25 protein-coding genes, 1 tRNA gene, 1 pseudogene and 1 riboswitch are annotated in these 25,343 nt (G+C 59.5%); of the genes and pseudogenes, 17 read left to right on the top strand and 10 right to left on the bottom strand.

Going from position 1 to position 25,343, the window contains the following annotated elements:
- Window positions 1-90: 90 nt before the first annotated feature.
- A pseudogene (locus BLL52_RS09065) lies at window positions 91-1,085 on the bottom strand (cation diffusion facilitator family transporter).
- A gap of 212 nt (window positions 1,086-1,297) precedes the next feature.
- On the opposite strand from BLL52_RS09065, the gene BLL52_RS09060 reads away from it, so the two are divergent.
- From BLL52_RS09060 to BLL52_RS09030, 8 genes are all read left to right on the top strand, one after another.
- The gene (locus BLL52_RS09060) at window positions 1,298-2,575 is read left to right on the top strand and encodes a 2Fe-2S iron-sulfur cluster-binding protein (protein ID WP_075586370.1); all 1,278 of its coding nucleotides are present in this window, start codon (window positions 1,298-1,300) and stop codon (window positions 2,573-2,575) included.
- A complete protein-coding gene (locus BLL52_RS09055) occupies window positions 2,576-3,154 on the top strand; it encodes a hypothetical protein (RefSeq protein WP_075586369.1) in 579 nt (192 codons plus the stop codon).
- Window positions 3,151-3,888 carry a cytochrome c3 family protein gene (locus BLL52_RS09050; RefSeq protein ID WP_075586368.1) on the top strand — a complete coding sequence of 246 codons (738 nt, stop codon included), beginning with the start codon at window positions 3,151-3,153 and terminating at the stop codon, window positions 3,886-3,888. The genes BLL52_RS09055 and BLL52_RS09050 overlap by 4 nt, the downstream gene beginning before the upstream one ends.
- A 23-nt stretch (window positions 3,889-3,911) precedes the next feature.
- Window positions 3,912-4,370 carry a ZIP family metal transporter gene (locus tag BLL52_RS09045; RefSeq protein WP_198930620.1) on the top strand — a complete coding sequence of 153 codons (459 nt, stop codon included), beginning with the start codon at window positions 3,912-3,914 and terminating at the stop codon, window positions 4,368-4,370.
- A gap of 119 nt (window positions 4,371-4,489) precedes the next feature.
- A riboswitch (cyclic di-GMP riboswitch) is annotated at window positions 4,490-4,581 on the top strand.
- A 123-nt stretch (window positions 4,582-4,704) separates the two neighbouring features.
- Complete coding sequence (locus tag BLL52_RS20760) at window positions 4,705-4,866, top strand: hypothetical protein (protein WP_156876200.1); 162 nt, start codon at window positions 4,705-4,707, stop codon at window positions 4,864-4,866.
- Between the two features lie 11 nt (window positions 4,867-4,877).
- Window positions 4,878-6,593 carry a methyl-accepting chemotaxis protein gene (locus tag BLL52_RS09040; protein WP_075586367.1) on the top strand — a complete coding sequence of 572 codons (1,716 nt, stop codon included), beginning with the start codon at window positions 4,878-4,880 and terminating at the stop codon, window positions 6,591-6,593.
- A 267-nt stretch (window positions 6,594-6,860) separates the two neighbouring features.
- Window positions 6,861-7,802, top strand: a complete 942-nt coding sequence (gene rpoH / locus BLL52_RS09035) for an RNA polymerase sigma factor RpoH (protein WP_075586366.1) — start codon at window positions 6,861-6,863, stop codon at window positions 7,800-7,802.
- A gap of 77 nt (window positions 7,803-7,879) precedes the next feature.
- Entirely contained in the window at window positions 7,880-8,908 is a 1,029-nt protein-coding gene (locus BLL52_RS09030) for a Bug family tripartite tricarboxylate transporter substrate binding protein (RefSeq protein WP_406681407.1), read from the top strand.
- 168 nt (window positions 8,909-9,076) lie between these two features.
- On the opposite strand, the gene BLL52_RS09025 is transcribed toward BLL52_RS09030, so the two are convergent.
- Both BLL52_RS09025 and BLL52_RS09020 read right to left on the bottom strand, forming a co-directional pair.
- Window positions 9,077-9,700, bottom strand: coding sequence for an SCO family protein (locus BLL52_RS09025; protein ID WP_139313351.1), 624 nt, complete (start codon window positions 9,698-9,700; stop codon window positions 9,077-9,079).
- A gap of 111 nt (window positions 9,701-9,811) precedes the next feature.
- Entirely contained in the window at window positions 9,812-10,696 is an 885-nt protein-coding gene (locus BLL52_RS09020) for a malonyl-ACP O-methyltransferase BioC (RefSeq protein ID WP_075586365.1), read from the bottom strand.
- Window positions 10,697-10,744: 48 nt separating this feature from the next.
- On the opposite strand from BLL52_RS09020, the gene BLL52_RS09015 reads away from it, so the two are divergent.
- The 4 genes from BLL52_RS09015 to BLL52_RS09000 all read left to right on the top strand — a co-directional run bounded on the left by BLL52_RS09015 (window position 10,745) and on the right by BLL52_RS09000 (window position 13,076).
- The gene (locus BLL52_RS09015) at window positions 10,745-11,470 is read left to right on the top strand and encodes a ComF family protein (RefSeq protein ID WP_075586364.1); all 726 of its coding nucleotides are present in this window, start codon (window positions 10,745-10,747) and stop codon (window positions 11,468-11,470) included.
- A gap of 109 nt (window positions 11,471-11,579) precedes the next feature.
- Window positions 11,580-12,083, top strand: a complete 504-nt coding sequence (gene trmL, locus BLL52_RS09010) for a tRNA (uridine(34)/cytosine(34)/5-carboxymethylaminomethyluridine(34)-2'-O)-methyltransferase TrmL (protein ID WP_075586363.1) — start codon at window positions 11,580-11,582, stop codon at window positions 12,081-12,083.
- Window positions 12,080-12,859 (top strand): enoyl-CoA hydratase, encoded by a 780-nt coding sequence (locus BLL52_RS09005; RefSeq protein WP_075586362.1) that lies wholly within the window; start codon window positions 12,080-12,082, stop codon window positions 12,857-12,859. Before trmL ends, BLL52_RS09005 begins: the two co-directional genes overlap by 4 nt.
- Before the next feature lie 140 nt (window positions 12,860-12,999).
- Window positions 13,000-13,076, top strand: a tRNA-Met gene (locus tag BLL52_RS09000).
- 213 nt (window positions 13,077-13,289) lie between these two features.
- Here the strand turns inward: BLL52_RS09000 and BLL52_RS08995 are convergent.
- From BLL52_RS08995 to BLL52_RS08970, 6 genes are all read right to left on the bottom strand, one after another.
- Entirely contained in the window at window positions 13,290-14,357 is a 1,068-nt protein-coding gene (locus tag BLL52_RS08995; protein ID WP_075586361.1) for a quaternary amine ABC transporter ATP-binding protein, read from the bottom strand.
- On the bottom strand, window positions 14,350-15,243 hold the full coding sequence (locus tag BLL52_RS08990) for an ABC transporter permease (RefSeq protein ID WP_075586360.1): 894 nt from the start codon (window positions 15,241-15,243) through the stop codon (window positions 14,350-14,352). The genes BLL52_RS08995 and BLL52_RS08990 overlap by 8 nt, the downstream gene beginning before the upstream one ends.
- Window positions 15,243-16,256, bottom strand: coding sequence for an ABC transporter substrate-binding protein (locus BLL52_RS08985; RefSeq protein WP_075586359.1), 1,014 nt, complete (start codon window positions 16,254-16,256; stop codon window positions 15,243-15,245). The genes BLL52_RS08990 and BLL52_RS08985 overlap by 1 nt, the downstream gene beginning before the upstream one ends.
- Window positions 16,257-16,525: 269 nt before the next feature.
- Window positions 16,526-16,870, bottom strand: a complete 345-nt coding sequence (locus tag BLL52_RS21000) for an MDR/zinc-dependent alcohol dehydrogenase-like family protein (protein ID WP_076072038.1) — start codon at window positions 16,868-16,870, stop codon at window positions 16,526-16,528.
- Window positions 16,871-16,935: 65 nt separating this feature from the next.
- Window positions 16,936-18,186 (bottom strand): MFS transporter, encoded by a 1,251-nt coding sequence (locus BLL52_RS08975; RefSeq protein WP_083633873.1) that lies wholly within the window; start codon window positions 18,184-18,186, stop codon window positions 16,936-16,938.
- Window positions 18,187-18,391: 205 nt separating this feature from the next.
- Window positions 18,392-18,709, bottom strand: coding sequence for a DUF6172 family protein (locus BLL52_RS08970; protein ID WP_075587154.1), 318 nt, complete (start codon window positions 18,707-18,709; stop codon window positions 18,392-18,394).
- Between the two features lie 228 nt (window positions 18,710-18,937).
- On the opposite strand from BLL52_RS08970, the gene BLL52_RS08965 reads away from it, so the two are divergent.
- The 5 genes from BLL52_RS08965 (at window position 18,938) to BLL52_RS08945 (ending at window position 23,880) form a co-directional block, all read left to right on the top strand.
- Complete coding sequence (locus BLL52_RS08965) at window positions 18,938-20,206, top strand: DEAD/DEAH box helicase (protein WP_075587153.1); 1,269 nt, start codon at window positions 18,938-18,940, stop codon at window positions 20,204-20,206.
- Between the two features lie 158 nt (window positions 20,207-20,364).
- A complete protein-coding gene (locus BLL52_RS20995) occupies window positions 20,365-20,775 on the top strand; it encodes a hypothetical protein (RefSeq protein ID WP_175580241.1) in 411 nt (136 codons plus the stop codon).
- A gap of 134 nt (window positions 20,776-20,909) precedes the next feature.
- Window positions 20,910-22,271: a tRNA (N6-isopentenyl adenosine(37)-C2)-methylthiotransferase MiaB gene (gene miaB, locus BLL52_RS08955; RefSeq protein ID WP_075586357.1), complete on the top strand. Its 1,362-nt coding sequence runs from the start codon at window positions 20,910-20,912 to the stop codon at window positions 22,269-22,271.
- A gap of 328 nt (window positions 22,272-22,599) precedes the next feature.
- On the top strand, window positions 22,600-23,376 hold the full coding sequence (locus BLL52_RS08950) for a hypothetical protein (protein ID WP_075586356.1): 777 nt from the start codon (window positions 22,600-22,602) through the stop codon (window positions 23,374-23,376).
- 174 nt (window positions 23,377-23,550) lie between these two features.
- Window positions 23,551-23,880, top strand: a complete 330-nt coding sequence (locus tag BLL52_RS08945; RefSeq protein ID WP_075586355.1) for a hypothetical protein — start codon at window positions 23,551-23,553, stop codon at window positions 23,878-23,880.
- A 79-nt stretch (window positions 23,881-23,959) separates the two neighbouring features.
- On the opposite strand, the gene ffh is transcribed toward BLL52_RS08945, so the two are convergent.
- Window positions 23,960-25,333 (bottom strand): signal recognition particle protein, encoded by a 1,374-nt coding sequence (gene ffh / locus BLL52_RS08940; protein WP_075586354.1) that lies wholly within the window; start codon window positions 25,331-25,333, stop codon window positions 23,960-23,962.
- Window positions 25,334-25,343: the final 10 nt, after the last annotated feature.

Genomic DNA, 25,343 nt, shown 5'->3' with positions numbered 1-25,343 from the left:
GTCATTCGTGATGCTTCATGTCAAACCCGGCATGGCGACTGGGTTATGCGCATGCGGCTTCGGGGTGAAATCACACGCAAAACGGATGAATCAGTACGCCCGTAGCTGTCGGCGCGCGCCTTTCACCCTGAAGCCCGGTCGCATAACCCAATCACCCTGCCTAGGGCCGTCTGGGTCAGAATTTTTGCGGTGAACATTGCACGTCACTTCGGTGGGTAACAGTTGAATGGTGGCGCTCAGACCGGGCACCGCCTGCATGAGCGCCTGCTCTACCTCGGTTCTGACAGCCGCAGCGCGCCCCAGCTTCCAGCCCGACGGCATATGCATGTGCAGATCCACGAAGCGGCGCTGGCCGCAGCGACGCGTCATGACATGGTCAAACCGGATGGTTTGCTGGTCAAAGGACGCCATCGTCTGTTGAATTTGCGTTAGAACCTCGGGTTCGACCGCTTCATCCGTCAAGCCTTGCGCTGAGCGCCACACCAGGTGGCCACCTTCCCAGAGAATATTCAGCGCCACCCCAATAGCCGCCAACGCGTCCAGCCAAAGCCAGCCCGTCATGGCCACGCCTACCAGACCCACCACCACACCTACCGAAGTCCAGACATCGGTGAGCAGGTGCCTGGCGTCGGCCTCCACTGCAATCGACCGGTGCTGCTTTGCGGCGCTGAACATCACCCAGGCCAGCAACCCGTTGAGTGCGCAGCTCAGTACCGACAAAGCCAGGCCCCAGCCAGATCCTGTAGCGGCTGTGGATCAAATAACCTCGACGTTGCCGCCCAGATGATGCCGAACGCCACGCCGACAATCCAAATTCCTTCGAAGCCGGACGAAAAATATTCCGCCTTGTGGTGGCCGTAGGGGTGCTCCTCGTCAGCCGGTCGCTGCGCAATGGTCACCATCAGCAGAGCGAAAACAGCACTGGCCAGATTGACAAACGACTCCATCGCGTCGGATAACAAACCCACGCAATCCGTGACGTACCAAGCCAGCGTTTTCAAGGTGATGGTGATTACCGCCACCGCAATGGAGGCCCATAACAATCGTTTCGGTGTCAGTAAGCGGGTTGGCAGATCAGAAATCATGGTGGAGACAGTTTGTTTTTTCGGGGCCGATGTTCGCAGGCATACCTTAGGCCCTCTTAACTGGTGCCACGGCGCCACCGCGCTTGCCCCTGATGGTGTTAAGAGTTACTTAAGACAGCAAGCCTAAACTTTTGTCAATTCGACAAGAAAAAGGGACGCAACGTGTTTCTCACATCTGAGGCTGGGGCCTGGCAAGCCCAAAGGGCGGTCACATGACCTCGCTCCATCTGCTGCTCTGGATTGTTGGTGCCATCCTGCTGCAACTGGCCATCTACATGACCATCGGCTTTTGGCGGCATTGGCAGACTTACGAGGCGTTACGCACCACGGTCATTGATGCTGGCCTGCCCGGCAAACTTAACGACGACCCGGTCGACTCCGGGCCGGTGGCTGCCGCTTGGGCTGGCTGGCGCGCCTTCAAGGTGACCCACAAAGTGATGGAGAACGCCAGCCAGGACATTTGTTCGTTTCATCTAGCACCGCAAGACGGCCAGCCGCTACCCGCCTTCATGCCGGGTCAGTACCTGACCTTTCGGTTGGCTATTGCCTCACTCCAGGGCGGCACTGAGTCCATCACACGCTGTTATTCGCTCTCGGACGGACCGCGCTCCAACGGTTACCGCATATCAATCAAACGCGCACCTGCACCACCCAACAGCGCTCATCCACCCGGGCGTTCATCGAATTTTTTCCACGACCTAGTGCACCTGGACAGCCTTTTACAGGTGCGTGCGCCTGCAGGGCATTTTCATATCGACCACAGTGATGCACCGGTGGTACTGCTGGGCGGCGGCATCGGCATCACACCGATGCTGAGCATGGTGAACTGGTGCATCGCTGAGCGGCCAGAGCGCGAAGTCTGGCTGTTTTATGGCGCACGCCATGACCAGGAGCTGATGGCACACGCGCACTTGGAAGCCCTGGCAGACCTGCACAGCAACTTCCACCTTTACTTCTGCCTCAGTGACACCGACAAGGGCACTGCGCTCGGCAGCAAATACCAGCATCAAGGCCGCGTTGACATAGATCTTCTGCGCCGTCTGCTGCCACTGAAGCCCTATCACTTCTATCTGTGCGGCCCGACGCCGATGTTGGCCAGCCTGGTCCCGGCGCTGGAGGACTGGGGGGTGCCCGACGCACGCATTCACTTTGAAGCCTTTGGCCCAGCTTGCGTGAAACGCAAAAGTGCAGCGTTGGCGCCTGGTGCTGCCGCGCCAGCGCCGAGCGCAGACACCGCCGTGATGGTGACTTTTGCGAAATCCGGCAGACAGGAGGCGTGGCAACCGGGCAGCGGCAATTTGCTGGCTTTTGCTGAGACCCTTGGCATTGCGGTGGACTCAGGTTGCCGTGCCGGGAGTTGCGGCAGTTGCCAAACCAGCATTCGGCACGGTGAAGTGAGCTACGCCCAAGCCCCGGACTTTGACCCCGATCCGGGCAACTGCCTGATGTGCGTCTGCACGCCCAAAACGCCTTTGACGCTGGAGCTTTAAATGAACCGATCACTGTGGCGCGACCACGTTTTACCCTTTGGCTTGTTGCTGGGTGTGCTGGCGGCAGCCAGCTTGTCAGGAGACTACCTGCTGCATCGGTTGAACCTGGTGTGGGTGGGCCGTTACCTGGGCATTTTGGGCACCGTGCTGATCATCGTCTCGTTCTATTACTCGCTGCGCAAGCGCAAGATCGTTACCTCGGGCAACCCGGTCACGCTGCTGCGCATGCACGAGTTCAGCGCCTGGCTGGGCTCGTTAATGATCCTGATCCACGCAGGCGTTCACTTCAACGCCATCCTGCCGTGGCTGGCCACTGTGGCCATGAGTGTCAATGTGGTCAGTGGTCTGGTGGGCCGCATGTTGCTCAAACGGGCGCGTGCGCTTGTGCAAGACCAGCGCGAGCAGCTCCAACTGCGCGGCATGTCCAAACCCGAGGTTGAACAAGCCGTGTTCTGGGACGCTGTCGCGCTGTACATCATGAACCAGTGGCGCAAGGTGCACATCCCGATTTACATCGTGTTCATGGTGATCGCGCTAGGGCACATCCTCAGCGTCTTCATGTTCTGGGGTTGGGTATGAGCAAAATCGTCAAGATCCTGCTGGCCGTCAACCTGGTCATTCTGGCCGCGCTGACCTTCATTTACCCTAATTTGATGGTCGGGCCAGGCAAACTGATCCCCGGCCACAAAGCCCTGGAGGGCGACTGCTTTGCCTGCCACGCCGTCTTCACCGGCGCCAGTTCCGACAAGTGCGCCACGTGTCACAAGCCAGCCGACATTGGCCGCCTGACCACCACGGGCCTGGCGCTCACCATGCCCAGCACCAAGGCTGCTTTTCACCAGGACCTCAAAAGCCAGGACTGCGTGGCCTGTCACAGTGACCATGCAGGGGTGAAGCGTTTTGCCCGGCAGCGTCAGTTTGACCACAGCCTGCTCAAGCAAACCACCTTGACGCAATGCCAGACCTGCCACAAAACGCCCACCGACTCGCTGCACAAGCAAGTCACCGGCAATTGCCAGTCATGCCATACACAGCAGAAATGGACCCCGGCCACCTTTGACCACAACAAGTTCTTTGTGCTCGACCGCGACCACAACGCCCCTTGTGCAACGTGCCATGTGCGCAATGACTACAGCCAGTCCACTTGCTACGGCTGCCATGAACACACGCCGGACAACATCCGCCGAGAACATATCAAGGAAGGTATTAGCAAATACGAGAACTGCGTCGAATGCCACCGCAGTGGCAACAAACACGACATCAAAGGCGGCCGTGAAGGCGGTGGCGAGCGTGGCGGCGAACACGACGATTGATGCCATACCCGCTATAAAAACAAATGAACACACATCAATTTCTGATCATGGGCATTCCAGCCGTGATTGCCCTAGCGGGCGGAATTCTGGCGGCTTTCTGGACGCCAAGCCACACTGCTCGCAGCCTGATTCAGCACTTTGCAGCCGGTGTCGTTCTGGCTGCACTGGCGGTCGAGCTGTTGCCCGAGATCAGCCGGGCACATGCGCCCGGTCTGGTTCTGGCGGGCTCGTTTGCGCTGGGCAGCTTGTTCATGTACGCGCTAAAGTTGTGGACGCTGCGCATGGAGCACGCCACCAGCATCTCGGGTGCCGTTAAGGGCTTGAGCACCGGGCTGCTGCTGGCGACCTTTATTGATGTAGCGACTGATGGCTTCATCATCGGCGCAGGTTTTGCCGCCGGAGGCGAAACCCATCTCGACGCTGGTCTTGTTTGGTGGCTTTTTGACCTTTTGGAGTATCCAGCTGGCAGGGCAATGATCTGACTACAAGGGCAATGTGGCCGATCTTTGAGTACAAACCGTTGATAGGCGGCTACAAAAGCCGCAGTCCAGCGTGCCAGATGTGCTCATTTGATTGACAAATTCAGGGAAAACCAAAAAAATTCGCTGTTTGGCACACTTGAGCGAAAGCCAAGAACGCAAAGCCTCCTGTCTGACGCCTGCCACCAGCAGGGAAGATAGCGGGGTTGTGTTCCTCGTTATCACCCTCGTTGTTGCTATCACAACTCAACAGTGTCGGGCTCCTTTTGGGCAAGCCTTGACTTGTTACTGCAACAGCGAGGGCAAAGCCAACATAGACGACATATGCATAAATGAGATGGGTTCTGAGAACCCAACATATTCACCCAACCCGGCGCGTGAGTGCCTGAATTTTCAACTTGGATCGGTGGCGTATGGCATCGACATCCTCAAGGTGCAGGCATCCAGCTCACGCCAACCGGGCATCGCTCTGGCTGGCACCTTCAAACCGTCTCTCTGAAAAACGCTGACATGAAACACCTCACACTTTCTATTGGCCAGCGTCTGGCCGCTGGATTTGCGCTCATCCTGCTGCTGGCCATGGTCATCACAGGCATCGGCCTGTGGCGACTGCAAGAGACTGCCAGAGAAACCGAAGCCATGATGGGCGCACCCTTGACCAAGGAACGTTTGGCCAGTGACTGGGCGACCTACGTCAACGCTGCGGTACGCCGTACCTCCGCCATTGCCAAGAGCACCGACAGTTCACTGGTAGACTTTTTTGCAGCCGATATGACTGCGACCGGCAAAGGTGCTTCAGAGGCTCAAAAAGCCATTGGGGAACTGCTTGAGACAAGCGAAGAAAAGGCGCAGTTCGAAGAACTCGCGACGATCCGCAAAAAGTACGGTCAATCCCGCGACAGCATCACCGAGTTGAAAAAGGTGAGCAAGCTAGACGAAGCGAATGAAGTCTTGAATAAGGAATACATGCCGCAGGCTACGGCCTACCTGAGCGGCCTTGACGCCTTCAAACAACTGCAGCGCCAAGCCATCGATACCCGAGCCGCTGAGATCAAATCGCTGAATCAGACCAGTTCCAAGTTGTTGCTCGTGCTGAGTGTGGTCATGTTATTGATGGGAACCACCATCGCGTGGCTCATCACCCGCGCCATCACCACTCCCCTGCGCGATGCCATGACGGCAGCCCGCAGGGTGGCCTCCGGCGATCTGAGTCACATCATGACGGTACACACCCGCGATGAGACCGGTGTGTTGCTGCAGTGCCTCCAAGAGATGCAATCCCAACTGGGCAGTGTGGTGGCCAATGTGCGTGGCAACGCAGAGAGCCTGGCCACCGCCTGTGCCGAAATCGCTCAGGGCAACCAGGACCTTTCCAGCCGCACCGAGTCACAGGCCAGCGCGCTGGAAGAAACAGCGGCCGCCATGGAAGAACTCTCCTCCACCGTGAAACAAAACGCCGACAACGCCCGCCAGGCCAACCAGTTGGCGCAAAACGCCAGCGCTGTTGCGGTCAAAGGCGGAGAAGTTGTCGCCCAGGTGGTGAATACCATGAAAGGCATCAACGAATCTAGCCGCAAGATCAGCGACATCATCAGCGTCATTGACGGCATTGCCTTCCAGACCAACATCCTGGCCTTGAACGCGGCGGTGGAAGCGGCCCGCGCCGGTGAACAGGGGCGCGGATTTGCGGTGGTGGCCAGTGAAGTGCGCAGCCTGGCTGGCCGCTCGGCAGAAGCCGCGAAAGAAATCAAAACTCTCATCAGTACCAGTGTCGAGCGGGTGGAGCAAGGCACCACACTGGTGGATCAGGCTGGCACCACCATGACCGAAGTGGTTGGCTCCATCCGCCGGGTCAACGACATCATGGGTGAAATCAGCTCAGCCAGCACCGAACAAAGTCAAGGCGTTGGCCAGATTGGAGAAGCTATCCAGCAGATGGACCAGGTCACGCAACAAAACGCGGCTCTGGTCGAAGAGATGGCCGCAGCAGCATCGAGTCTGAGAAGCCAGGCGCAGGAACTGGTGAGCACGGTGGCGGTGTTCAAACTGGCGCCTGGGCAGGAGCTTGATTTCTCAGCGCCCGCCGCACGCGCCAGCGCCGTGGTCAGCGCACCTAAAGCATTTGCACCGGCTCAGAAGGTGATGGCCAAGGCAGCCACCAAACCGGCGAACTTGTTGCATGACAGTACGGTGAAGGCTGGCAATGACGATTGGGAGAGCTTCTGAGCGCTGTTGCTGACCAATGGCTGCAGTCACCGCGACGCGATCCTGCGCCCGGCCCGGTACTGGCTGGCTTGTTTTCACCCTGGACTCTGATGGGCGCATAAGTCCCACCGCGCAAACCCACGATAGCCAAAACATCAGGGAGACACCAATAGAAACCTGTCGGACAAAATGACTTTCGATTGCGCTATGTAAGCCATTGAACTTATCAATTAGCACTCTCTCTGAGGGAGTGCTAACATTTAGCCGTCCATCCATAGGAGAACAGGCATGACGATTCACACTGATACCCCAAGCACCGCGCTGACCCTGGCCAACCCCTGGGCGCTGGTTCCTGCGCTGGGCAATCTGGATGCCTACATTTCCGCCGTTAACCGTATGCCGATGCTCACCCTGGAAGAAGAGCAGCGGTTTGCACGCGAGTTCCGCATCGACAACGACCTGGAAGCCGCCGGAAAACTGGTGCTCTCGCACCTGCGCCTGGTGGTGTCTACCGCACGTCAGTACTTGGGCTATGGCCTTGCGCATGGCGACCTGATTCAGGAAGGCAATGTGGGCCTGATGAAGGCGGTGAAACGCTTCGACCCGGACCAAGGCGTGCGTCTGGTGAGCTACGCGCTGCATTGGATCAAGGCCGAGATTCACGAATACATCCTGAAAAACTGGCGCATGGTCAAGGTGGCCACCACCAAGGCGCAGCGCAAGCTGTTTTTCAACCTGCGCTCAATGAAGCAGCGTTTTCGCAGCGCCGACGCCATGGCCGATCTGGATTCGCACCGCGACACGCTCAACGACAGCCAGATCGACGCCATGGCAACGCAGTTAAACGTCAAGCGCGAGGAAGTCATCGAGATGGAAGCGCGCCTGTCCGGTGGTGATGTGCTGCTTGACCCGACACCGGGCGACGATGGCGAAGACGCTTACGGCCCGATTTCGTACCTGACCGATGCCGCCCACGAGCCCACCGCCATGATTGAAGCGCAGCACCGTGACGAGCTGGCCAGTGACGGCATTGCCCTGGCGCTGGAGACGCTGGACGCGCGCAGCCGCCACATCGTCGAGGAACGCTGGCTTAAAGTCAACGACGACAGTTCCGGCGGCATGACGCTGCACGACTTGGCTGCGGTTTACAGCGTGAGCGCCGAGCGCATCCGCCAGATTGAAGTGGCGGCCATGAAAAAGATGAAAAAGTCGCTGGTTGAGTTTGCCTGATCCACCGGTTTGACGCGCACCTGGCGCGCCGATAATCACCCTGGGTGCCGCAGCTTGCTGGTACCCAGGGTTTTTTTATGTCTCAACGGAGCACCCTCATGATCTCTTTGCAACGCCGAAATACTCTTTTTTTTATAGCTATTAGCGCAATATCTACTTGGGCTATCGGCCTGGACTCGGGGTTTCGCCAAAATGTTTCACAGACAGTGAACTGGCCGACAAAGACGGTACGCATCATCGTCGGCTTCCCCGGCGGCTCCTCGCCCGATTTGACCGCGCGCACCCTGGCCGAACCGCTGTCCAAAGCGCTAGGCCAACCGGTGATTGTGGAAAACAAGGTGGGCGCGGGCGGCAATATTGGCGCCGACTTCGTGGCCAAGGCCACGGACAACCACACGCTGGGCCTGATGATCAACGGCAACATGACCACCGCCAAGCTGCTCAACCCCAAGCTGCCCTATGACCCCTTGAAAGACCTGGCGCCAGTGAGCCTGATCGGCGTGTCGCCACTGGTGCTGATGGCTCCCAAAAATGCGCCCGGTGCCGATGCACGGGCGTTTCTGGCAGCAGCCAAACAGGCCGCAGACAGCTGGAGCTATGGCTCGCCAGGCGTGGGCACAGTCGGGCACATCGGCATGGAATTGCTGCAATCGCGCACCGGGACGAAAGCTGTGCATGTGCCTTACCCCGGCTACGCCCAGGTGGCAGGTGGCATGCTCGGTGGGCAGCTGCAGTTGTCGATGCTGCCGCCGGCGCTGGCACTGGCGCAGGTCAAAGGGGACAAGTTGCGCGCTATCGGCGTCACCTCTAGCGGGCGCAGCGCGCTGGCGCCGGAACTCCCCAGCATGAGTGAAGCCGGTGTGGCCAATTTCAACTTGGAGATCTGGAACGCGGTGGCGGCACCTAAAACCATGCCAGCCCCGATCGTGGCCAAACTCTCCAAGCTGATCAGCGAGATTGCCCGCTCGCCCGAGGTGCGGGAAAAACTTTTCCAGCAGGGCTGGCAGGTGGTGGGCTCATCGCCCGAGGGCCTGGCCAACCGCATCACCTCTGACACCGCGCTGTTTGGCGGCGTGATCAAAACGCTGGGTATCAGCAACCAGTAACTGATCTGGCTGACTGGCTGACTGGCTGACTGACTGCCGGCCGCCCAGCGCCTCAGAGCAGGGGCAAGGTGTCTGGTGTCTGGTGTCTGGTGTCTGGTTACGTTTATATGCCTCTTAGGCCTTCAGCCCTTGTAGATAAAGCGTCAGTAGCTCCTATATCAATAGTAGCTAGGTGGCGTTTTTCAGTAGCAAATGAATGTCAGCAGCGGTTTTTTCTGGCGCGGTGCCGTAGCGAGTGAACAGCCGCAGCTTGCCTTGGGTGTCATACACGTAGCTGCCCGCAGTGTGGTCAACGGTGTAGCTGGTGGGCGCGGGGCCGGGCACTTTCTTAAAGTACACCTTGAAATCCTTGGCCAAGGCGGCGGTCTTCTCGGGCGTGGTGTAGAGCGCCAGAAAGCTGGGGTCAAAAGCCGCCATATAGGCCTTAAGCATCTCGGGCTGATCGCGCTCGGGGTCCACGGTGACGAACAGGCCCTGCAGCTTGTCGCCATCAGGCCCTAGCAACTGCTTGATGGCGACCATCTCGGTCATGGAGGTGGGGCACACGTCCGGACACTGGGTGTAACCAAAGAACACCATCACGATCTTGCCGCGAAAATCTGCCAGCGTGCGCGGCTGGCCATTGTGGTCGGTCAGGGCAAAGTCACGGCCGTAACTGGCACCGGTGATGTTGATGGCGGTGAACTTCAGAGCGTCCTGATCACATGCGGCTAATTGGCTTGCAGCCCATATGAATATTGCGCTAGTAGCTATTTTTTGAAGAGCGCTTCGTTTGTTCAAGCATGTGATCATACGCTGCAGTAAATGGCTTAAGTGCGGGCGTGCAGAGCGATCCGCGTCAGCGTGCAGCAGCCCAAACGCGCCATTTTGGCGCAGGCCAGGTAGCGCCGCTGCCGTGTGGCGCTAACCCGGCTTGGCCCGACCGCGTGCCAGCGCAGCACGCATGTTGTCCAGACTGATCTCGCTGTGTGCCGCCACCGACAAGCGCGGCGCGGGCTTGAAAGCGTGACCGTAAATCACCTCAAAGGTCAATTGCAAGGGCTGTTGCGCCAGCGCCTGCAGCAGTTGCCGGTGCCAGCCACGCCCCCGCAGGGCGGAAAAACGCCCGGTGTGCAGGTTGCGCCCCAAGCCGCGCAGCTCTTGCAGCAGGCGCTCGGGCGACTCAAAGGTGAGCGTGATGCGTTCCATGTCCATCACCGGCTCGGCAAACCCGGCGGTCATCAGCATGTCGCCCCAGTCGTGCATGTCGGTAAACGCATGCGCGTGCGCGGGCCAGCCCAGCGTTTGGTAGAGCGTTTGCAGCTCTTTGAGCGTGTCGGGGCCAAGGCAGGAAAACATCAGAAAGCCATCCACCTGCAGCGCTTCCTGCCACTGCGCCATCAGCGCCTGCGGGTCGGCGGCCATGTGCAGCGCCATGTTGGACCACAGCATCTGCGCGGGTTGATCGACCCTTTGGACCACGCTGGTCTTGGGCTGCAGCCAGGCTTGCGGCTTCCAGCGCGGCGCCATCAGCGCCTTCGATGCGAGTTGCACACCAGCATTGGAAGCCTCCAGCACCGTGCAGGCAGCTTTTGGGTAGCGCTGCGCCAGCAAACTGTGCGCCTGCAGGCCGCCCAGCATCGGCTGCCAATGCACCCAACTGCTGGGCTGGGTCTTGATCCAGTCCAGCCGCTCCTGCATGCGCCGCGCGACCTCTTCATGCAGCCAGGGCGACTCAGTGGCAGGCATCTGCTGCCAGCGTTGGGCGGCAAGCGGGTCAATGGTGGGGGGGGGCGTGGAAGCTGACATCTGAAAATTTGGGGCTTTGGAGCGGCGTCTGGGGAGTATATTGACCCGATGTTCACCAAGCTGTTGTCGGGGGCGTTGCCACAGCGTCTGGGCCTGCCCCGGCTGCCCAGCCAATGCCGGGTGTGCCACAGCTGGCCATCGCAGCCGGTGTGCGAAGCCTGCGTCAACCAGTTTGCCCAGCCGCAGCCACGCTGCCTGACCTGCGCCCTGCCCTTAGCCGCGGCGCACCCCGGCAACCCGCGCCACTGCGGCGCCTGCCTCAAAAGCGCGCCGCCGCTAGACCGCTGTCTGGCCGCCGTTTCTTATGCTTACCCTTGGTCTACTTTGATAGCGCACTACAAATTTCATTCCGAACCCGGCCTAGTGCGTAGTTTTGCCACGCTACTGCGCGCCACGCCGTGGGTAGAACCGGCGCTGGAAGATGCCGACCTGCTGCTGCCCCTGCCCCTGTCCGTTGAAAAGCTGAAAGACCGCGGCTACAACCAGGCCCTGCTGCTGGCGCGCGCCCTGGAGCCAGCCAAAACCCGCTTTGATCTACTGCTGCGCATTCAAGACACGCCCGCGCAGCACACGCTCAAACGCGCCGAACGCCTGACTGCGCTGGACCATGCGTTTGCCGTAGAACCCCTGCTGGCGGATGTGTTGCGCGGCAAGCGAGTCGTGCTGGTGGACGATGTGATGACCACCGGCACGTCGCTCTACACCGCAGCGCGGGTGCTCAAAGCAGCGGGGGTCGCAAAGGTGACCGGGTTGGTGATTGCCCGCACTGAGTAGCCTTGTTAGCACCCGCCAGGCGGGCCCTTTAGGTGGGTCAAGTTCGCTGGCTCAAGTCGGGGGCAGGTGCCCCCGCAATGGCCCAAGCGCCTGCGCGACAATGCCACCTATGTTTCACATCGTCCTGGTTGAGCCCGAAATCCCGCCCAACACCGGCAACGTCATCCGCCTGGCCGCCAACACCGGCTGTACCCTGCACTTGGTGGAGCCGCTGGGGTTTTCGATGGACGACAAACATATGCGCCGCGCCGGGCTGGACTACCACGAATACGCCACCGTCAAACGCCACGCCGACTGGGCGGCGTTTCTGGGCACCGAAAACCCGCCCACGGAGCGCCTTTTTGCGCTCACCACCAAAGCCACCCACAACGTTTTTGAGGTGAGCTTTCACCCCGGTGACTATCTGGTGTTTGGTTCTGAGACCAAAGGCTTAAGCCAGACGGTCCGCCAGTCTTTCACCCCCACCACCGCCATCAAGCTGCCGATGGTGGCAGGCCAGCGCAGCCTGAATTTATCCAACGCAGTGGCTGTAACGGTATTTGAGGCTTGGCGACAAAATGGCTTTGGTTTACAAACTGAACATATCCATCACTTACAACCGGAAACACCATGACCTACGAACTCATCACCGTGCGTACTGAAGCCGACAAGATCGGCATCATCACCCTGAACCGACCCAAGCAACTCAATGCGCTGAACGACCAGCTCATGACCGAGCTGGGCGAGGCACTCAAAGCCTTTGATGCCGACCCCGCCATTGGCTGCATGATCCTCACCGGCAGCGAAAAAGCCTTTGCTGCAGGGGCCGACATTGGCGCCATGGCCACCTACAGCTTTGCCGACGTGTACAAAGGCGACTTCATCACCCGCAACTGGGAACAAATTCGCGCGGTTCGCAAGCCCGTGATTGCCGCCGTGAGCGGCTTTGCACTGGGCGGCGGCTGCGAACTGGCCATGATGTGCGACTTCATCATTGCCGCAGACAACGCCCGCTTTGGCCAGCCCGAGATCAAGCTGGGCATCATCCCCGGCGCAGGCGGCACGCAGCGCCTGCCGCGCGCGGTAGGCAAAGCCAAGGCCATGGACATGGCCCTCACCGGCCGCACGATGGACGCAGTGGAAGCCGAGCGCGCGGGGTTGGTCAGCCGCGTGGTGCCGCTGGACAAACTGATGGAAGAAACGCTGGGCGCCGCGCTGATGATCAGTGAGTACTCACAAATTGCCGTGATGGCCGCCAAGGAGTCGGTCAACCAGGCGTTTGAAGGCAGTTTGAATGACGGCCTCCATTTCGAGCGCCGCCTGTTTCACGCCTTGTTTGCCACGACGGATCAAAAGGAAGGCATGGACGCCTTTGTGAACAAACGCAAGGCCGTGTTCACCCACCAGTGAGGTAACTGAACCGGGCCGGTGAAGGCGCCTGGTTTGCGGCACCGGAACCTCTCACAACACAGATCCGTTCGTTGAGTTCAGCACAAAAATAAAGGCGCTTAAAGTTTTTGCAGTGCGAGCCGTTATACTTTCGCCTCTGTGGTGATATAGCTCAGCTGGTTAGAGCGCAGCATTCATAATGCTGATGTCGGTGGTTCAAATCCACCTATCACCACCAAGATTAAACGTCCGACGAAACAAGAAAGCCTGCTATCTAATAAGTAGCTGGCTTTCTGCTTTTCCAGTGCCTTACTTTGACGATCTGGTGGCGGATATCAGACCGTTTTCCGACCCGACACCAACCAAGACCCAGCGCCAACGCAAGCTCTCCTGGCTTCGCCGAACTCTGTCCAAGGCAGTCGAGCGTTGCCAGGGTTGATGCACACCGACCCTACGACAGCGGCGTTGGCTGGGTCGAACTTTCCACGTTCGGTGGCACCATGGCGGCGATGATGTCGGCCATCGACAGCGTCCCCAAGTGCCTGCCCTTGCTGCTGACCACGTTCGCCGCCTCCTGGCCGACGCCGCTGAGTAGCCGGGCAGCCTCCTCGATGACCATGCTGGCATCCACTTCCGGCCCCTGAACTGGCGCACCCGTTTTCATGAGTGTGCGGCAGCGGATGACCCGTCCGCGATTGACATCTTTGACAAAGCTGCTGATGTAGTCGTTGGCGGGCTGCAACACAATTTGCTGGCCTGTGCCTTGCTGCACCACTTCGCCGTCACGCAAAATCGCGATGCGATCCCCCAGGCGCAGGGCTTCGTCCAGATCATGGGTGATGAACACAATGGTTTTGCTCAACTCCTGCTGCAGATCCAGCAGCACCGACTGCATGTCGCCACGAATCAACGGGTCCAGCGCAGAAAAAGCCTCATCCATCAACAAAATGGGGGCATCGTTGGCGAGTGCCCTCGCCAGCCCCACGCGCTGCTGCATACCACCAGACAACTGGTTCGGGTAGTTGTCTTCATAGCCCTTGAGCCCGACGCGCTCGACCCAACGCATCGCGCAGGCGTGCCGCTTTTTTGGACTGATGTGCTGGATCTGCAATCCGAAGGCGGCATTTTCTACCACCGTCATGTGGGGAAACAAGGCAAATTTCTGAAATACCATGGCGGTGCGCTCGCGCCGAAAGCGCAGCAGACGACGCGCAGACATCTGCACCACATCGTCTGCGCCAACCCATATCTCACCCGCGGTGGGATCAATCAGGCGGTTGATGTGTCGAATCAAGGTGCTTTTGCCAGACCCGGAAAGCCCCATGACCACCTGAATGGCGCCTGCAGGCATGTCGATTGAAATATCGCGCAGCCCAAGAACATGGCCGTGGGTATCGCGGAGCTCCTGCTTGCTCATGCCATCACGCACAGGCTGCAGGAACTTCTCTGGAGTCGGGCCAAATATCTTGTACAAGTTCTTGACGGCTACGCCGACGAGCGGTGTAGCTGCCTCAACCATGTACAACCTCCAGATGCTTTTGCAAGCGTTTGCCGTAGGTCTGTGACACCCGGTCAAAGATGATGGCAATGCCGACGATCGCCAGGCCGTTGAACATGCCCATGGTGAAATACTGGTTGGCAATCGCCTTCAGCACGGGTTGGCCCAAGCCTTGCACCCCGATCATGGAGGCCACCACCACCATTGCCAGTGACAGCATGATGGTCTGGTTGATGCCAGCCATGATAGTTGGCAAGGCCAGCGGCAACTGCACGTGAAACATCTTTTGCCATGTGGCTGAGCCAAAGGCATCAGCTGCTTCAAGCAGATCTCGATCAACCAGTCGGATCCCTAGGTTGGTGAAGCGGATGACTGGGGGAATGGCATACACAACCACGGCGATCATGCCTGCCACGCGGCCAATGCCCAGCAGCATCACCACCGGGATCAGATAGACGAAGCTGGGCATGGTCTGCATCACGTCAAGCCCCGGGTTGATAACACGCTGCAAGCGGTCCCAGTGGCTCATGGCAACGCCAATGGGCAAACCCACGGCCAATGCGACAACGGTACACACAAAGATCATCGAAATGGTCTTCATGGTGTCGTCCCACATGCCAAAGTAGCCGATCAGCAGCAGCGTCAGAATGGTGCCCAGAACGATTCTTCGGGACCGCGATGCTAGCCACGCCACCAAGACAATTCCGCCCAGCACCAGCGGCCAGGGCGACTGGGTCAGCAGACGCTCAGATGCAATTAAAAATTCCCGCAACGGGTTAAAGAGGTTTTCAACAGCCTCGCCGTACTCCCGCGAAAAAGACCGGAATGCGCCGTCAATCGTCCGCCTCAAGGCGCTGAGCTGGTCAGCACCCATGGACGGAAATTCGTCAAGCCAATCGCTGGCCATCAAAGGCTGGCCTTGACCTTTTGCGCAACTTCCGGGCTGACCCAGGTGGTCCACAGTTCCGGCTGGGTCTTGAGGAAATGGCGTGCGCCATCGGCACCGGTGGCTTGGTTCTCGTTCATCCAGGACAGCAGCTGGTTCACCGTGTCGTTGCCCCAGGTTCTTTTGTTCAGGTACGCCAAAGCGGGGCTACCCGTTTTCTTGAATTTGTCCGTCACAACGGTGAAGACCTCGGACTTGGCCCAGTCCGTTTTGGTCGGGTGGTCGCAGTCCGCTTTCGTGTTGCAGGTCTCGAAGGCATTTTTGTCGAAGGGCACACCGGCGTCGAGCTTCACCATCGGGTATTTACCGAGGATGGCAGTCGGTGCCCAGTAGTAGCCCAGCCAACCCTGCTTGCGCTCGTTGGCCTTGGCAATAGAGCCGTCCAAGCCAGCCGCTGATCCGGTATCCACCAGCAAGAAACCCTTGGCTTTGGCATCCCACGCCTTGAAGGCGTTGCCCGTGGTCAACTGGCAATTCCAGCCAGATGGGCAGTTGTGCACGGCACCTTTGCCCTTGGCCTCGGCGGAAGGGAATATCTCCGGATGCTTCAGCGCGTCGTCAATGGTCTTGATGCCCGGATTGGCATCGGCCACATACTTGGGAATCCACCAACCCTCAGCCCCCCCATCTTGCAAAGAACGGGCGGCGTAGTGCAGTCGACCTTCCTTGACGGCGGCATCCAGCGGCAGGCGCACGGCATTGATCCATGCCTCAGGGGCCACGTCAGGCTTGCCCTTTTCTATCATGGCGGTGAGTGTGGGCATGGTGTCACCCGGAACCAGTTCAACCTCACAACCGTAGCCCTCGGTCAGAATAATGTCGTCAATGTTCGCCAGCACTTCGGCAGACTGCCAGTTCATATTGGCAACGGTCACTCTGCCACAGGATTGGGCCGAAGCCACTAGCGGTAGCGTGGTGACAAACGCGGCAAAGACGAGTGTCAGGGTCGAAGATTTCTTGAGGGAATGGTGCATGTTGTAGTCCTGATGAAATCGAGAAAATCCGAAGCGCCCGTGCACCCGGACTTGACAATGAAAGCGCCAAGCTTTCGATTCGTCAAACGGATTCAAAGATATATTTGAACAAATGTATTTTAGCAGAAGGTCGTCTCACGCAACAACGACCAGTTTTCCAAAGTGCGCTTTGCCCTTGAAATCTAGCTGCGCCAGAGCCACCTGTTGAAGCCGGTAAGTGCCAAAGAGCAGCGGCTGCAATCGGCCTTGCTCGACAAACGCCACGATTTTCAACCGTGCGCTGGCCCAATTGCTGTGAGATCGTCTGCGCCGGATTTGGGTCGCCTCGGTAGACGATGGCGTCCATGCCCCAGGCATCCAGAAAATGCGCCTTGTCCTGATGGATCAAAGTCGGACCCACGCCAACCACCTTCAGCGCCCGCGCCATAAGCCCCCTCCCGCGTCCAGATATCGGTGTTGTTGATGCCACAGGCTCCAACCTGAACCATCACCTCACCTGCCAGCGGCTCTGGCACAGCCAGGTCGGTTCGATAAACCAGTTTTTCCGGGCCACCAAATTCCGTCAGTTGCATGCCAACCATGGTCCGGGGCACGAGATAATTGTGCGCTTGCATTTGTCGTGACTCCTGTAGTTTGAACCGGTCTATGGATCCGCGGATCTCCTGCTGTACTGGGTCGCTCACGGTGGAGCCGCTTCATCTTCCGGGCCGCGTGGGTCCAGTTTGAGAACGGCCTGCGATCCGGCGCCCATGACCACATAAGCATCCTTTTGCCCTGGTTCCCCACGGTTCAGCGGCAGCAGGCGAATCAGGCGCCACACGGCCACGGCCAACAGTGCCAACACACCCGCGAAGTACAGCAGCAAACTGCCCGGTCCAAGCCAATCCATGAACCCACCGGCCAAGGCGGGTCCCAGCGTGGCACCAACACCGTGCAGCAGCAGCAAGCCGCCGGTCACCTCCAGCACCCGATCCCGGCTGATCAAGTCGTTGACATGCGCCACCGACAAACCATAGATGGTGAAAGTCAAGCCGCCATAAATAATACCCAGCAGAATCAGTGCCCAGGGTGCCGCCAATGCCCAGTAGAACCCCAGCATCGCTACCACCACGCCACTCACGCAGACACCAAACAATACCCAGCGCCGATCGTTCTGATCAGATAAATGCCCCACCGGCCACTGAAAGGCGGCACCGCCAAGAATGGTCGCCGCCATAAACGTCGCAATGCCCACTTCGCTCAAGCCCACACGCTCACCAAACACATGGCCCAGGCTGTAGAACGCGCCCGTTAACAAGCCGGACGCTACCGCGCCAATGACACCGATGGGAGAGGTGGCATACAGCTTGAGCAAACCCAGTTTGGGCACAGGCATCGGCTCGGGCTCGTTGACCGGCGTCAGCGTGATCGGCAACAAGGCAAACGAAAACAGAATGGACACCATGGCAAAGGGCACAAAACCAAAGCGGTCACCCACCAGAATCAGCCATTGCCCAAGTGCCATGGCCACCCCGCTGACCGCCATGTAGGCCGCAAACACCTTGCCCCGGTGTGAACTGGGGGCCACCACATTGAGCCAGCTCTCCACCACAATGTACAAGCCGACCAGGCAAACGCCATTGGTGAAGCGCAGGGCCGCCCAAAACCCCGCATTGAGCCAAAGCGCGTGCAATAAGGGCAAGGTTGACGCCACCGATGCCATCGCGGCAAAAGCGCGAATATGTCCAAACCTTCGTATGATTTGCGGACACGCGTAGGTGCCAAACACAAAGCCGGCAAAGTAGCCTGAGTTGATCAGGCCGGTGACCAACACCGAAAAGTTTGCCGCTGCCGCCTGCGCACCGATCACCGCAAAGAGTAAGCCGGTGCCCAACACCAGCAGCGCGACACCGCTCAGGAGGGAGGTTAATGGCAGGAGCAGTTTTTTCACAGATCAAATGGTTTGAAAGCGCCATTTTCGTTCACGAGCCATATCCGAAATGCCGTCGCAATGATCTGACATCGTCTGAAAGTTTGAAGGTAGGGGCGCGGTTGAACGCGCACAGGATCGCGAATCACCCGTCGCCAACATACAAAAACCCGCATCGGCAAAAGCCTGTGCGGGTTTTTTCTTGTGGCGGCTTGGGCAGCGAGAGCTATTGCGGTGCCTCGGTGGCCTCGGGCGCCTCGCCACGCGGCTGGCGAACGCCCGGCTTGGCAACGAGTTCCAGATAAAACGCCTGTGCACCATCCTGAGCGGCAGCGTCAATCAGCGCGGTTATGTTGGCGGGATGCGCGCTGGCAGCGGCTTCCTCGCTCAGGCCAAAACGGCAGTCAAAGTCCCAAAAATCCACGCCTTCGGTCAGCGCCTTGTTGCGCTCACGCTTCATGTACTGGCGGATTTCATGCTTGGTGGCTTCCAGCACGCGGTCGCGGTTTTTGCCTTCGATGTTGATTTTGAATGTTTTTTTCACGGTGTCCTTTGCATCAATTTGAATCCTGCTGGCCAACGGCCACCTTGGTAACCCATTGCTGCGCACACGGGGTGGCAGCGCGCACCAGCAGAATTCTCAGGGTAACGATTATGCGGCCAGCCTCTACCAGTGCCGCCAGGTCGCGCGCTGGTTGTGTTACACCTGCCGCTCAGCACGCATTTTCCTTGACGCGCAACCCGCTTTTGACCTTTGACCTTTAACCACACCATGACTTTTTCTTCCCTGGGCCTCTCGCCCGCCTTGCTGGCTGCCGTGGCGCAACTCGGCCACAGCCGCCCCACACCGATCCAGCAGGAGGCCATTGCGCCAGCGCTGGCTGGGCGCGATTTGCTAAGCTCTGCGCAAACAGGTTCTGGCAAAACCCTGGCGTTTGCCCTGCCGCTGCTGCAACGCCTGCAACCCAACACCCGCCGGGTGCGCCAACCCCAAGCGCTGGTGCTGGTGCCCACGCGCGAACTGGCCGCGCAAGTGGGCGAAGTAATCCAGGCGCTGGCGCAGAAGCTGCCGCAGCGCGTGAAGGTGTCGGTGTTTTTTGGCGGCGTGTCCATCAACCCGCAAATGATGAGCCTGCGCGGCGGCACCGACGTGGTGGTGGCCACGCCTGGGCGGCTGCTGGACTTGGTGGCGCACAACGCCCTAAAGTTGGATGCGGTAGCCCTTCTGGTGCTCGACGAGGCGGACCGTATGCTTGACCTGGGCTTTGCCGATGAGCTGGCCCAAGTGCTGATGCAGTTGCCCGCCCAGCGGCAAAACCTGTTTTTCTCGGCGACTTTCAGCCCTGGCGTGACCGCACTGGCCAACACCCTGCTGCACGACCCCGTGCGGGTTGAGGTGGATGCCGCCCAGCAGCAGCCGATGGAAATCATCCAACGCGCCATCGCGGTCGACACGGCCAAGCGCACCCAGCTGCTGCGCCAGCTGATGCAACAGCACGCCTGGCCGCGCGCCCTGGTGTTTGTGGCGACCAAATTCGCCGCCGAGATCGTCGCCGACAAGCTGCGCAAGGGCGGCCTGACCGCGGAGCCCTTCCATGGCGAACTCAGCCAGGGCAAACGCACGCAGGTGCTGACCGACTTCAAATTGGAGCGGCTGCAAGTGGTGGTAGCCACAGACGTGGCGGCGCGCGGGCTGGACATCGTTGGCTTGCCGGTGGTGGTGAACTTTGATCTACCACGCTCCACCCAGGACTACACCCACCGCATTGGCCGCACCGGGCGCGCCGGCGAGCCCGGTCTGGCACTGAGTTTTGTCAGCAGCAGCACGCAGGCCCATTGGCGGCTGATCGAAAAACGCCAGCAGGTTCAACTTGAACTCGAAAGCGTGCCCGGTTTCGAGGCGCAAGACGTGGCACCGCCGGTCTCCACCTCTGCCGATGCACCCGCTGGCATGGGCAATGGCGGCGTGAAAGGCCTGCGGCCGAGTAAAAAAGACAAACTGCGCGCCGCTGGCGTGCTGCCGCCCAAGGCGCCAGCCTGACGCTGGCACGCTACCGGCACGCTACCGGCTCGTTCCCCGCACAGCACCGGCACATCCTCCGCGCACAGCACCCGCACGTCTGGCACATCTGTCGGCATGACACCCGCACCGCGCTGACCTAAAATCGTGCCTTCTTCAACAGCCTCTGGATGTACACCATGAACCGCTGGCTCCGCGCTTTCAAAGCCCCCTTGTTAATTCTGGCCCTGTGCCTGACCTTCGTCGCCTGCCTGTTGCCCTCGGTGGCCGAGGCGCAGGGAATGACGCGACCTTTTCCTGCCAAGGCGCTGCGCGGCATTTTTCAGGTGACCACACCGCCGACAATTTTGCTCGACGGTGCACCAGCTAGGCTCTCACCCGGCGCGCGCATCAGAGGCACAAACAATTTGATCGTCATGTCGGGCACGCTGGTGGGGCAGCAGTTGCGCGTGAACTATGTGCGCGACGGCCAAGGGTTGATTCACGAGGTGTGGATTCTGACCGACGCCGAAGCCCAGCAAAAGCGCCCCGGCAACGACACCATCAGCAACATCCGCTTCGAGTCTGACGCGCGTCCGGCTAGCAACTGACGGCACGCAAGGCTTGCCACGCGCAGGGCCGGGTTCAGCGCCTGGCCAACGGCCCCCTTTATATAAGAAATCGGGCTCCAGCCCTTATACATTAAGCGCCAGCAGCTATCAAAATTATCATTCCCCCTATCGCCATGAGCAAAAAAGTATTCATCAAGACCTACGGTTGCCAGATGAACGAGTACGACTCGGACAAAATGAGCGACGTGCTCGGCGCCGCACAAGGCTATGAGCCCACCGACAACGTGGAAGAGGCTGACCTGATCCTCTTCAACACCTGCTCGGTGCGCGAAAAGGCGCAGGAAAAAGTGTTTTCTGACCTGGGCCGCGTCAAACACCTGAAGAAGAAAGGCGCCTTGATCGGCGTCGGCGGCTGCGTGGCCAGCCAGGAAGGCGCGGCCATCATTGCCCGCGCGCCTTATGTGGATGTGGTGTTTGGCCCGCAGACGCTGCACCGCTTGCCGCAGATGCTCGACGAGCGCGCACGGCAAAACCGCTCGCAGGTCGACATCAGTTTTCCCGAGATCGAAAAATTTGACCACCTCCCGCCCGCGCGTGTGGAAGGTGCCAGCGCGTTTGTCAGCATCATGGAGGGCTGCTCCAAATACTGTAGCTACTGCGTAGTGCCTTACACGCGCGGCGAGGAAATTCACCGCCCGTTTGAAGACATTCTGGTGGAGGTGGCTGGCCTGGCAGATCAAGGTGTGAAGGAGATCACCTTGCTGGGCCAAAACGTGAACGCCTGGCGCGCCAAGATGATCAGCCACCCTGGCACGGTCAGCGACACCGGCGAGATGGCCGACTTTGCCACCCTGCTGGAATACGTGTCTGACATTCCCGGCATTGAGCGCATGCGCTATGTCACCAGCCACCCCAACGAGTTCACGCCCGCGCTGATTGCCGCCTACGACAAGCTGCCCAAACTGGTTAGCCACCTGCACCTGCCGGTACAACACGGCTCGGACCGCTTGCTGATGGCCATGAAACGCGGCTACACCGCCATGGAATACAAGAGCACGGTGCGTAAATTGCGCGCCATCCGCCCGAACATGGCGCTGAGTTCCGACTTCATCGTCGGCTTTCCCGGCGAGACCGAAGACGACCACGCCAAGCTGATGAAGCTGATCGACGATGTGGGGTTCGATAACAGTTTCAGCTTCATCTTCAGCCCACGCCCTGGCACCCCGGCGGCCAATCTGCCTGACGACACGCCGCACGACGTCAAGCTGCGCCGCCTGCACGAGGTGCAAGCCGCCATTAACGCCAACATGGCGCGCATCAGCCAGGGCCTGGTCGGCACGGTGCAGCGCATTTTGGTGGAAGGCGCCTCCAAGCGTGACGGCGGCGAGCTGATGGGCCGCACCGAATGCAACCGGGTGGTGAACTTCATTGGCCAGCCGCGCCTGATCGGGCAAATGGTGGACGTCAGCATTTCCGAGACCCGCACCTACACCCTGCGTGGCGAGGTGCACACGCTGGAACTCACAGCAGGTTAGTAGCTATTAAAAAAATAGCTGCTAGCGCTTTAAGCATAAGGGCTACAGGCTTAAATCTTATATTTTTCGTAGCCAAAGCGGTCCAGCGCTGCATCCACCTAACAAATGCCTCCGCGACACGCTGAGCTGGCCTTTGGTCAGCGCTAAAATTTGTAACTGATGCGTCGATCAAGTCCGCCCGTTCAGCATTCCTTCACAGTTGGATGCGTTTAACTCGCACCACTGCGGTTTTCCACGGTCCTGAAAAATCAACAGCGTTATGCACCAGAGATTACCGCGTCTACTTTGGACTGCTTCCACCCGGCTTAGCGCGGTCTGTGCACTGTGTTTGGGGTTGCTCACATCGGCGCTTGCCGAGCCCATTGTTTTGTACGACGGCACCGAGTCGGCGGATACGACCATCGACACCCGCAAAGGTGTGACAGTGGCATCTGAACCCCTGCCAGTGGATGCAGAACCGCTGCGCACAGGCACCAGAGGCACCGCGCTCACCCGGCCAGAGCCTGCCGAGAAGGCTCAGCGCACATTGCCCCCGCCGCCTGCTGGCCCAGTGATGCCGCAGCGTACCGGTGCCACCCCCACCGCGTCGCCGGGCCAGACGCACACCCCTGCCGACGTGTCGGTTCACAGCGCCATCAAGGAAGGCGTTCGGCCGGTGTTCGAAAAGTTGGTCGAGTCTGGTGCGGTGCAAGCCCTGCACGAATTGAAATCTGATCTGGGCCTGAACAAAAACCAATGGCGCGAACAGGATAAACCCGACCCCAGCGTCAAAGGCCCTGGCCGGTGGGACGCACCTGGCGGCCAAGACCCGGCCCAGCCCCCCAGATCCGCCGCGCAAGCTCAGTTGGACAGAGAAATGGCCAGCATGATGCGTGAGAAACTGATTGACCAAATCACCCCATGGCTGATCGGGCTGGCGGCGCTATTAGGCGTGGGATACCTGGCCCGACTGCTGTATGGCTATGTGCTCTGGAAGTCAGCCAAGCGCAGCAAACGGCGCAGCGCCCGCGCACAGCGTCATGCGTTGCGACGCACCCGCAGCAGCGCGCGCGACGCAACCATCACGCCAAGCGCGTCACATGCCGCGCCGGAGATGCAAGAATAGGCCTGAGCGCGCTGGGGAGGGTGAAATAACGGGTCTACCCGAGGGTGGCCAGAATCCATGAACTGAGTCGCAGTAGCGGCCCAGTACTTGCGGACGCTTTCCTTGATTCAGGGCAAGACCGCAGGCCTCTTTCGAGGCGAAAATAGCCCGAAATTTTTCACCCGGAGCCACCAGATGAACCCTTCAGAATCGCAATATGCCGCCTTCAAGGCCATCACCCAGCAAGCCCAGAAACTGCAGCGAACCGACCAAACCCGTGAAGCACGGGCGTTGATCGATCAGATCATGACGACCGCACGTATTCAGACCAACCTGATCGTTGATGAAAGCATGGGGAAGGTACCTCAGGACACCACCCCGGGCACCCCAATGTCGCGTGCGAAGGAGGCCATCATCAACCCCCCCAGCAACAAGGTGTCGAACATCATTTGGGCGGTGCTGGTGGCTCTGTGGATTTTGGTGAGCTATCTCGGCACACAGAACTTTCAGGCGATGTTCCAGTAGACAGACACTCGCAATTAAATAGCTATCAGCCCTTTGAAGATAAGGGCTAGAGGCTTAAAAGTTTGATTACGGATGCGCCCTAAAACGGCATCTTGGGCATGCCGCCCATGCCTTTCATGCCACCCAGGCGCTTCATCATTTTCATCATGCCGGCGCCTTTCATTTTTTTCATCATGTCCTGCATCTGCTCAAACTCCTTGAGCATGCGGTTCACCTCCTGCACCTGAACCCCGGCACCCGCAGCAATGCGGCGCTTGCGGGTGGCTTTGATCAGATCGGGCTTGGTGCGCTCTTTGGGCGTCATGCTGTGGATGATGCCTTCCTTGCGCTTGATGTCTTTTTCAACCCGGCCCATATCGACCTGGCCGGCCTTGGCAGCCATGGCGCTGGGCAACTTGTCCATCAGGCTGCCCAAACCACCCATTTGACGCATCTGCTGGATCTGGCTCAAAAAGTCGTTCAAATCGAAGGTGGCGCCGCTCTTGACCTTGGCGGCCAACTTTTGCGCGCTGGCCATATCGACCCCGGCAGTCACCTGCTCCACCAGCGCCAGAATGTCGCCCATGCCCAGCACGCGCCCAGCGTGGCGTTCGGCGTCAAACACTTCTAGGCCATCGAGCTTTTCACTGGTGCCGGCAAATTTGATCGGTGCGCCAGTGATCTGCCGCACCGAGAGCGCCGCGCCACCGCGTGAGTCGCCATCGAGCTTGGTCAGGATGATGCCGGTGAGCGGCAACGCCTCTTTAAAGGCGCGAGCGGTGTTGATCGCGTCCTGGCCTTGCATCGCATCCACCACAAACAGCGTCTCGACCGGGTGGATGGCGGCGTGCAAGTCTTTGATCTCGCGCATCAACACGTCATCGATGGCCAGGCGCCCGGCGGTGTCGACCAGCAGCACGTCAAAGTAATGTTTTTTGGCGAAGTCCAGCGCGGCCAGGGCAATGTCCACCGGCTTCTGCTCTGGCGTGCTGGGAAACCACTCGGCCCCCGCCTGGGCGGTGACGGTTTTCAACTGCTCAATAGCCGCGGGGCGATACACGTCGCCAGAGACGGTCAGCACTTTTTTGTTGCGCTTTTCGATCAGGTGCTTGGCCAGCTTGGCGGTGGTGGTGGTTTTACCGGCACCCTGCAGGCCTGCCATCAAAATCACCGCAGGCGGCTGGGCGGCCAAGTTGATGTCGGCGACACCGTCTCCCATGGTGGCGGCGAGCTCTTTGTTCACAATGCTCACCAGTGCCTGGCCGGGCGTCAGCGAGCCCAGCACGTCCTGGCCCAGCGCTTTTTCCCTCACCCGGGCAATGAAGTCGCGCACCACCGGCAAGGCAACGTCGGCCTCCAGCAGTGCCATGCGGACTTCGCGCAGCATGTCGGCCACGTTGGCCTCGGTGATGCGGGCCTGACCACGGATTTCCTTGACCAGTCGGGAGAGTTTGTCGGTAAGAGCAGAAGCCATGTGGGGGGTG

Source organism: Rhodoferax antarcticus ANT.BR, from assembly GCF_001938565.1.
Classification (GTDB): domain Bacteria; phylum Pseudomonadota; class Gammaproteobacteria; order Burkholderiales; family Burkholderiaceae_C; genus Rhodoferax; species Rhodoferax antarcticus.
This window is presented reverse-complemented; position numbering and strand designations above follow the sequence as displayed.

Excerpts from the sequence above, each read along its gene's own strand:
- BLL52_RS09060 (WP_075586370.1), top strand. The coding sequence starts at position 1,298 with ATGACCTCGCTCCATCTGCTGCTCTGGATTGTTGGTGCCATCCTGCTG.
- BLL52_RS09055 (WP_075586369.1), top strand. The coding sequence starts at position 2,576 with ATGAACCGATCACTGTGGCGCGACCACGTTTTACCCTTTGGCTTGTTG.
- BLL52_RS09050 (WP_075586368.1), top strand. The coding sequence starts at position 3,151 with ATGAGCAAAATCGTCAAGATCCTGCTGGCCGTCAACCTGGTCATTCTG.
- BLL52_RS09045 (WP_198930620.1), top strand. The coding sequence starts at position 3,912 with ATGAACACACATCAATTTCTGATCATGGGCATTCCAGCCGTGATTGCC.
- BLL52_RS20760 (WP_156876200.1), top strand. The coding sequence starts at position 4,705 with ATGGGTTCTGAGAACCCAACATATTCACCCAACCCGGCGCGTGAGTGC.
- BLL52_RS09040 (WP_075586367.1), top strand. The coding sequence starts at position 4,878 with ATGAAACACCTCACACTTTCTATTGGCCAGCGTCTGGCCGCTGGATTT.
- rpoH (WP_075586366.1), top strand. The coding sequence starts at position 6,861 with ATGACGATTCACACTGATACCCCAAGCACCGCGCTGACCCTGGCCAAC.
- BLL52_RS09030 (WP_406681407.1), top strand. The coding sequence starts at position 7,880 with ATGTCTCAACGGAGCACCCTCATGATCTCTTTGCAACGCCGAAATACT.
- BLL52_RS09025 (WP_139313351.1), bottom strand. The coding sequence starts at position 9,700 with ATGATCACATGCTTGAACAAACGAAGCGCTCTTCAAAAAATAGCTACT.
- BLL52_RS09020 (WP_075586365.1), bottom strand. The coding sequence starts at position 10,696 with ATGTCAGCTTCCACGCCCCCCCCCACCATTGACCCGCTTGCCGCCCAA.
- BLL52_RS09015 (WP_075586364.1), top strand. The coding sequence starts at position 10,745 with ATGTTCACCAAGCTGTTGTCGGGGGCGTTGCCACAGCGTCTGGGCCTG.
- trmL (WP_075586363.1), top strand. The coding sequence starts at position 11,580 with ATGTTTCACATCGTCCTGGTTGAGCCCGAAATCCCGCCCAACACCGGC.
- BLL52_RS09005 (WP_075586362.1), top strand. The coding sequence starts at position 12,080 with ATGACCTACGAACTCATCACCGTGCGTACTGAAGCCGACAAGATCGGC.
- BLL52_RS08995 (WP_075586361.1), bottom strand. The coding sequence starts at position 14,357 with ATGGTTGAGGCAGCTACACCGCTCGTCGGCGTAGCCGTCAAGAACTTG.
- BLL52_RS08990 (WP_075586360.1), bottom strand. The coding sequence starts at position 15,243 with ATGGCCAGCGATTGGCTTGACGAATTTCCGTCCATGGGTGCTGACCAG.
- BLL52_RS08985 (WP_075586359.1), bottom strand. The coding sequence starts at position 16,256 with ATGCACCATTCCCTCAAGAAATCTTCGACCCTGACACTCGTCTTTGCC.
- BLL52_RS21000 (WP_076072038.1), bottom strand. The coding sequence starts at position 16,870 with ATGCAAGCGCACAATTATCTCGTGCCCCGGACCATGGTTGGCATGCAA.
- BLL52_RS08965 (WP_075587153.1), top strand. The coding sequence starts at position 18,938 with ATGACTTTTTCTTCCCTGGGCCTCTCGCCCGCCTTGCTGGCTGCCGTG.
- BLL52_RS20995 (WP_175580241.1), top strand. The coding sequence starts at position 20,365 with ATGAACCGCTGGCTCCGCGCTTTCAAAGCCCCCTTGTTAATTCTGGCC.
- miaB (WP_075586357.1), top strand. The coding sequence starts at position 20,910 with ATGAGCAAAAAAGTATTCATCAAGACCTACGGTTGCCAGATGAACGAG.
- BLL52_RS08945 (WP_075586355.1), top strand. The coding sequence starts at position 23,551 with ATGAACCCTTCAGAATCGCAATATGCCGCCTTCAAGGCCATCACCCAG.
- ffh (WP_075586354.1), bottom strand. The coding sequence starts at position 25,333 with ATGGCTTCTGCTCTTACCGACAAACTCTCCCGACTGGTCAAGGAAATC.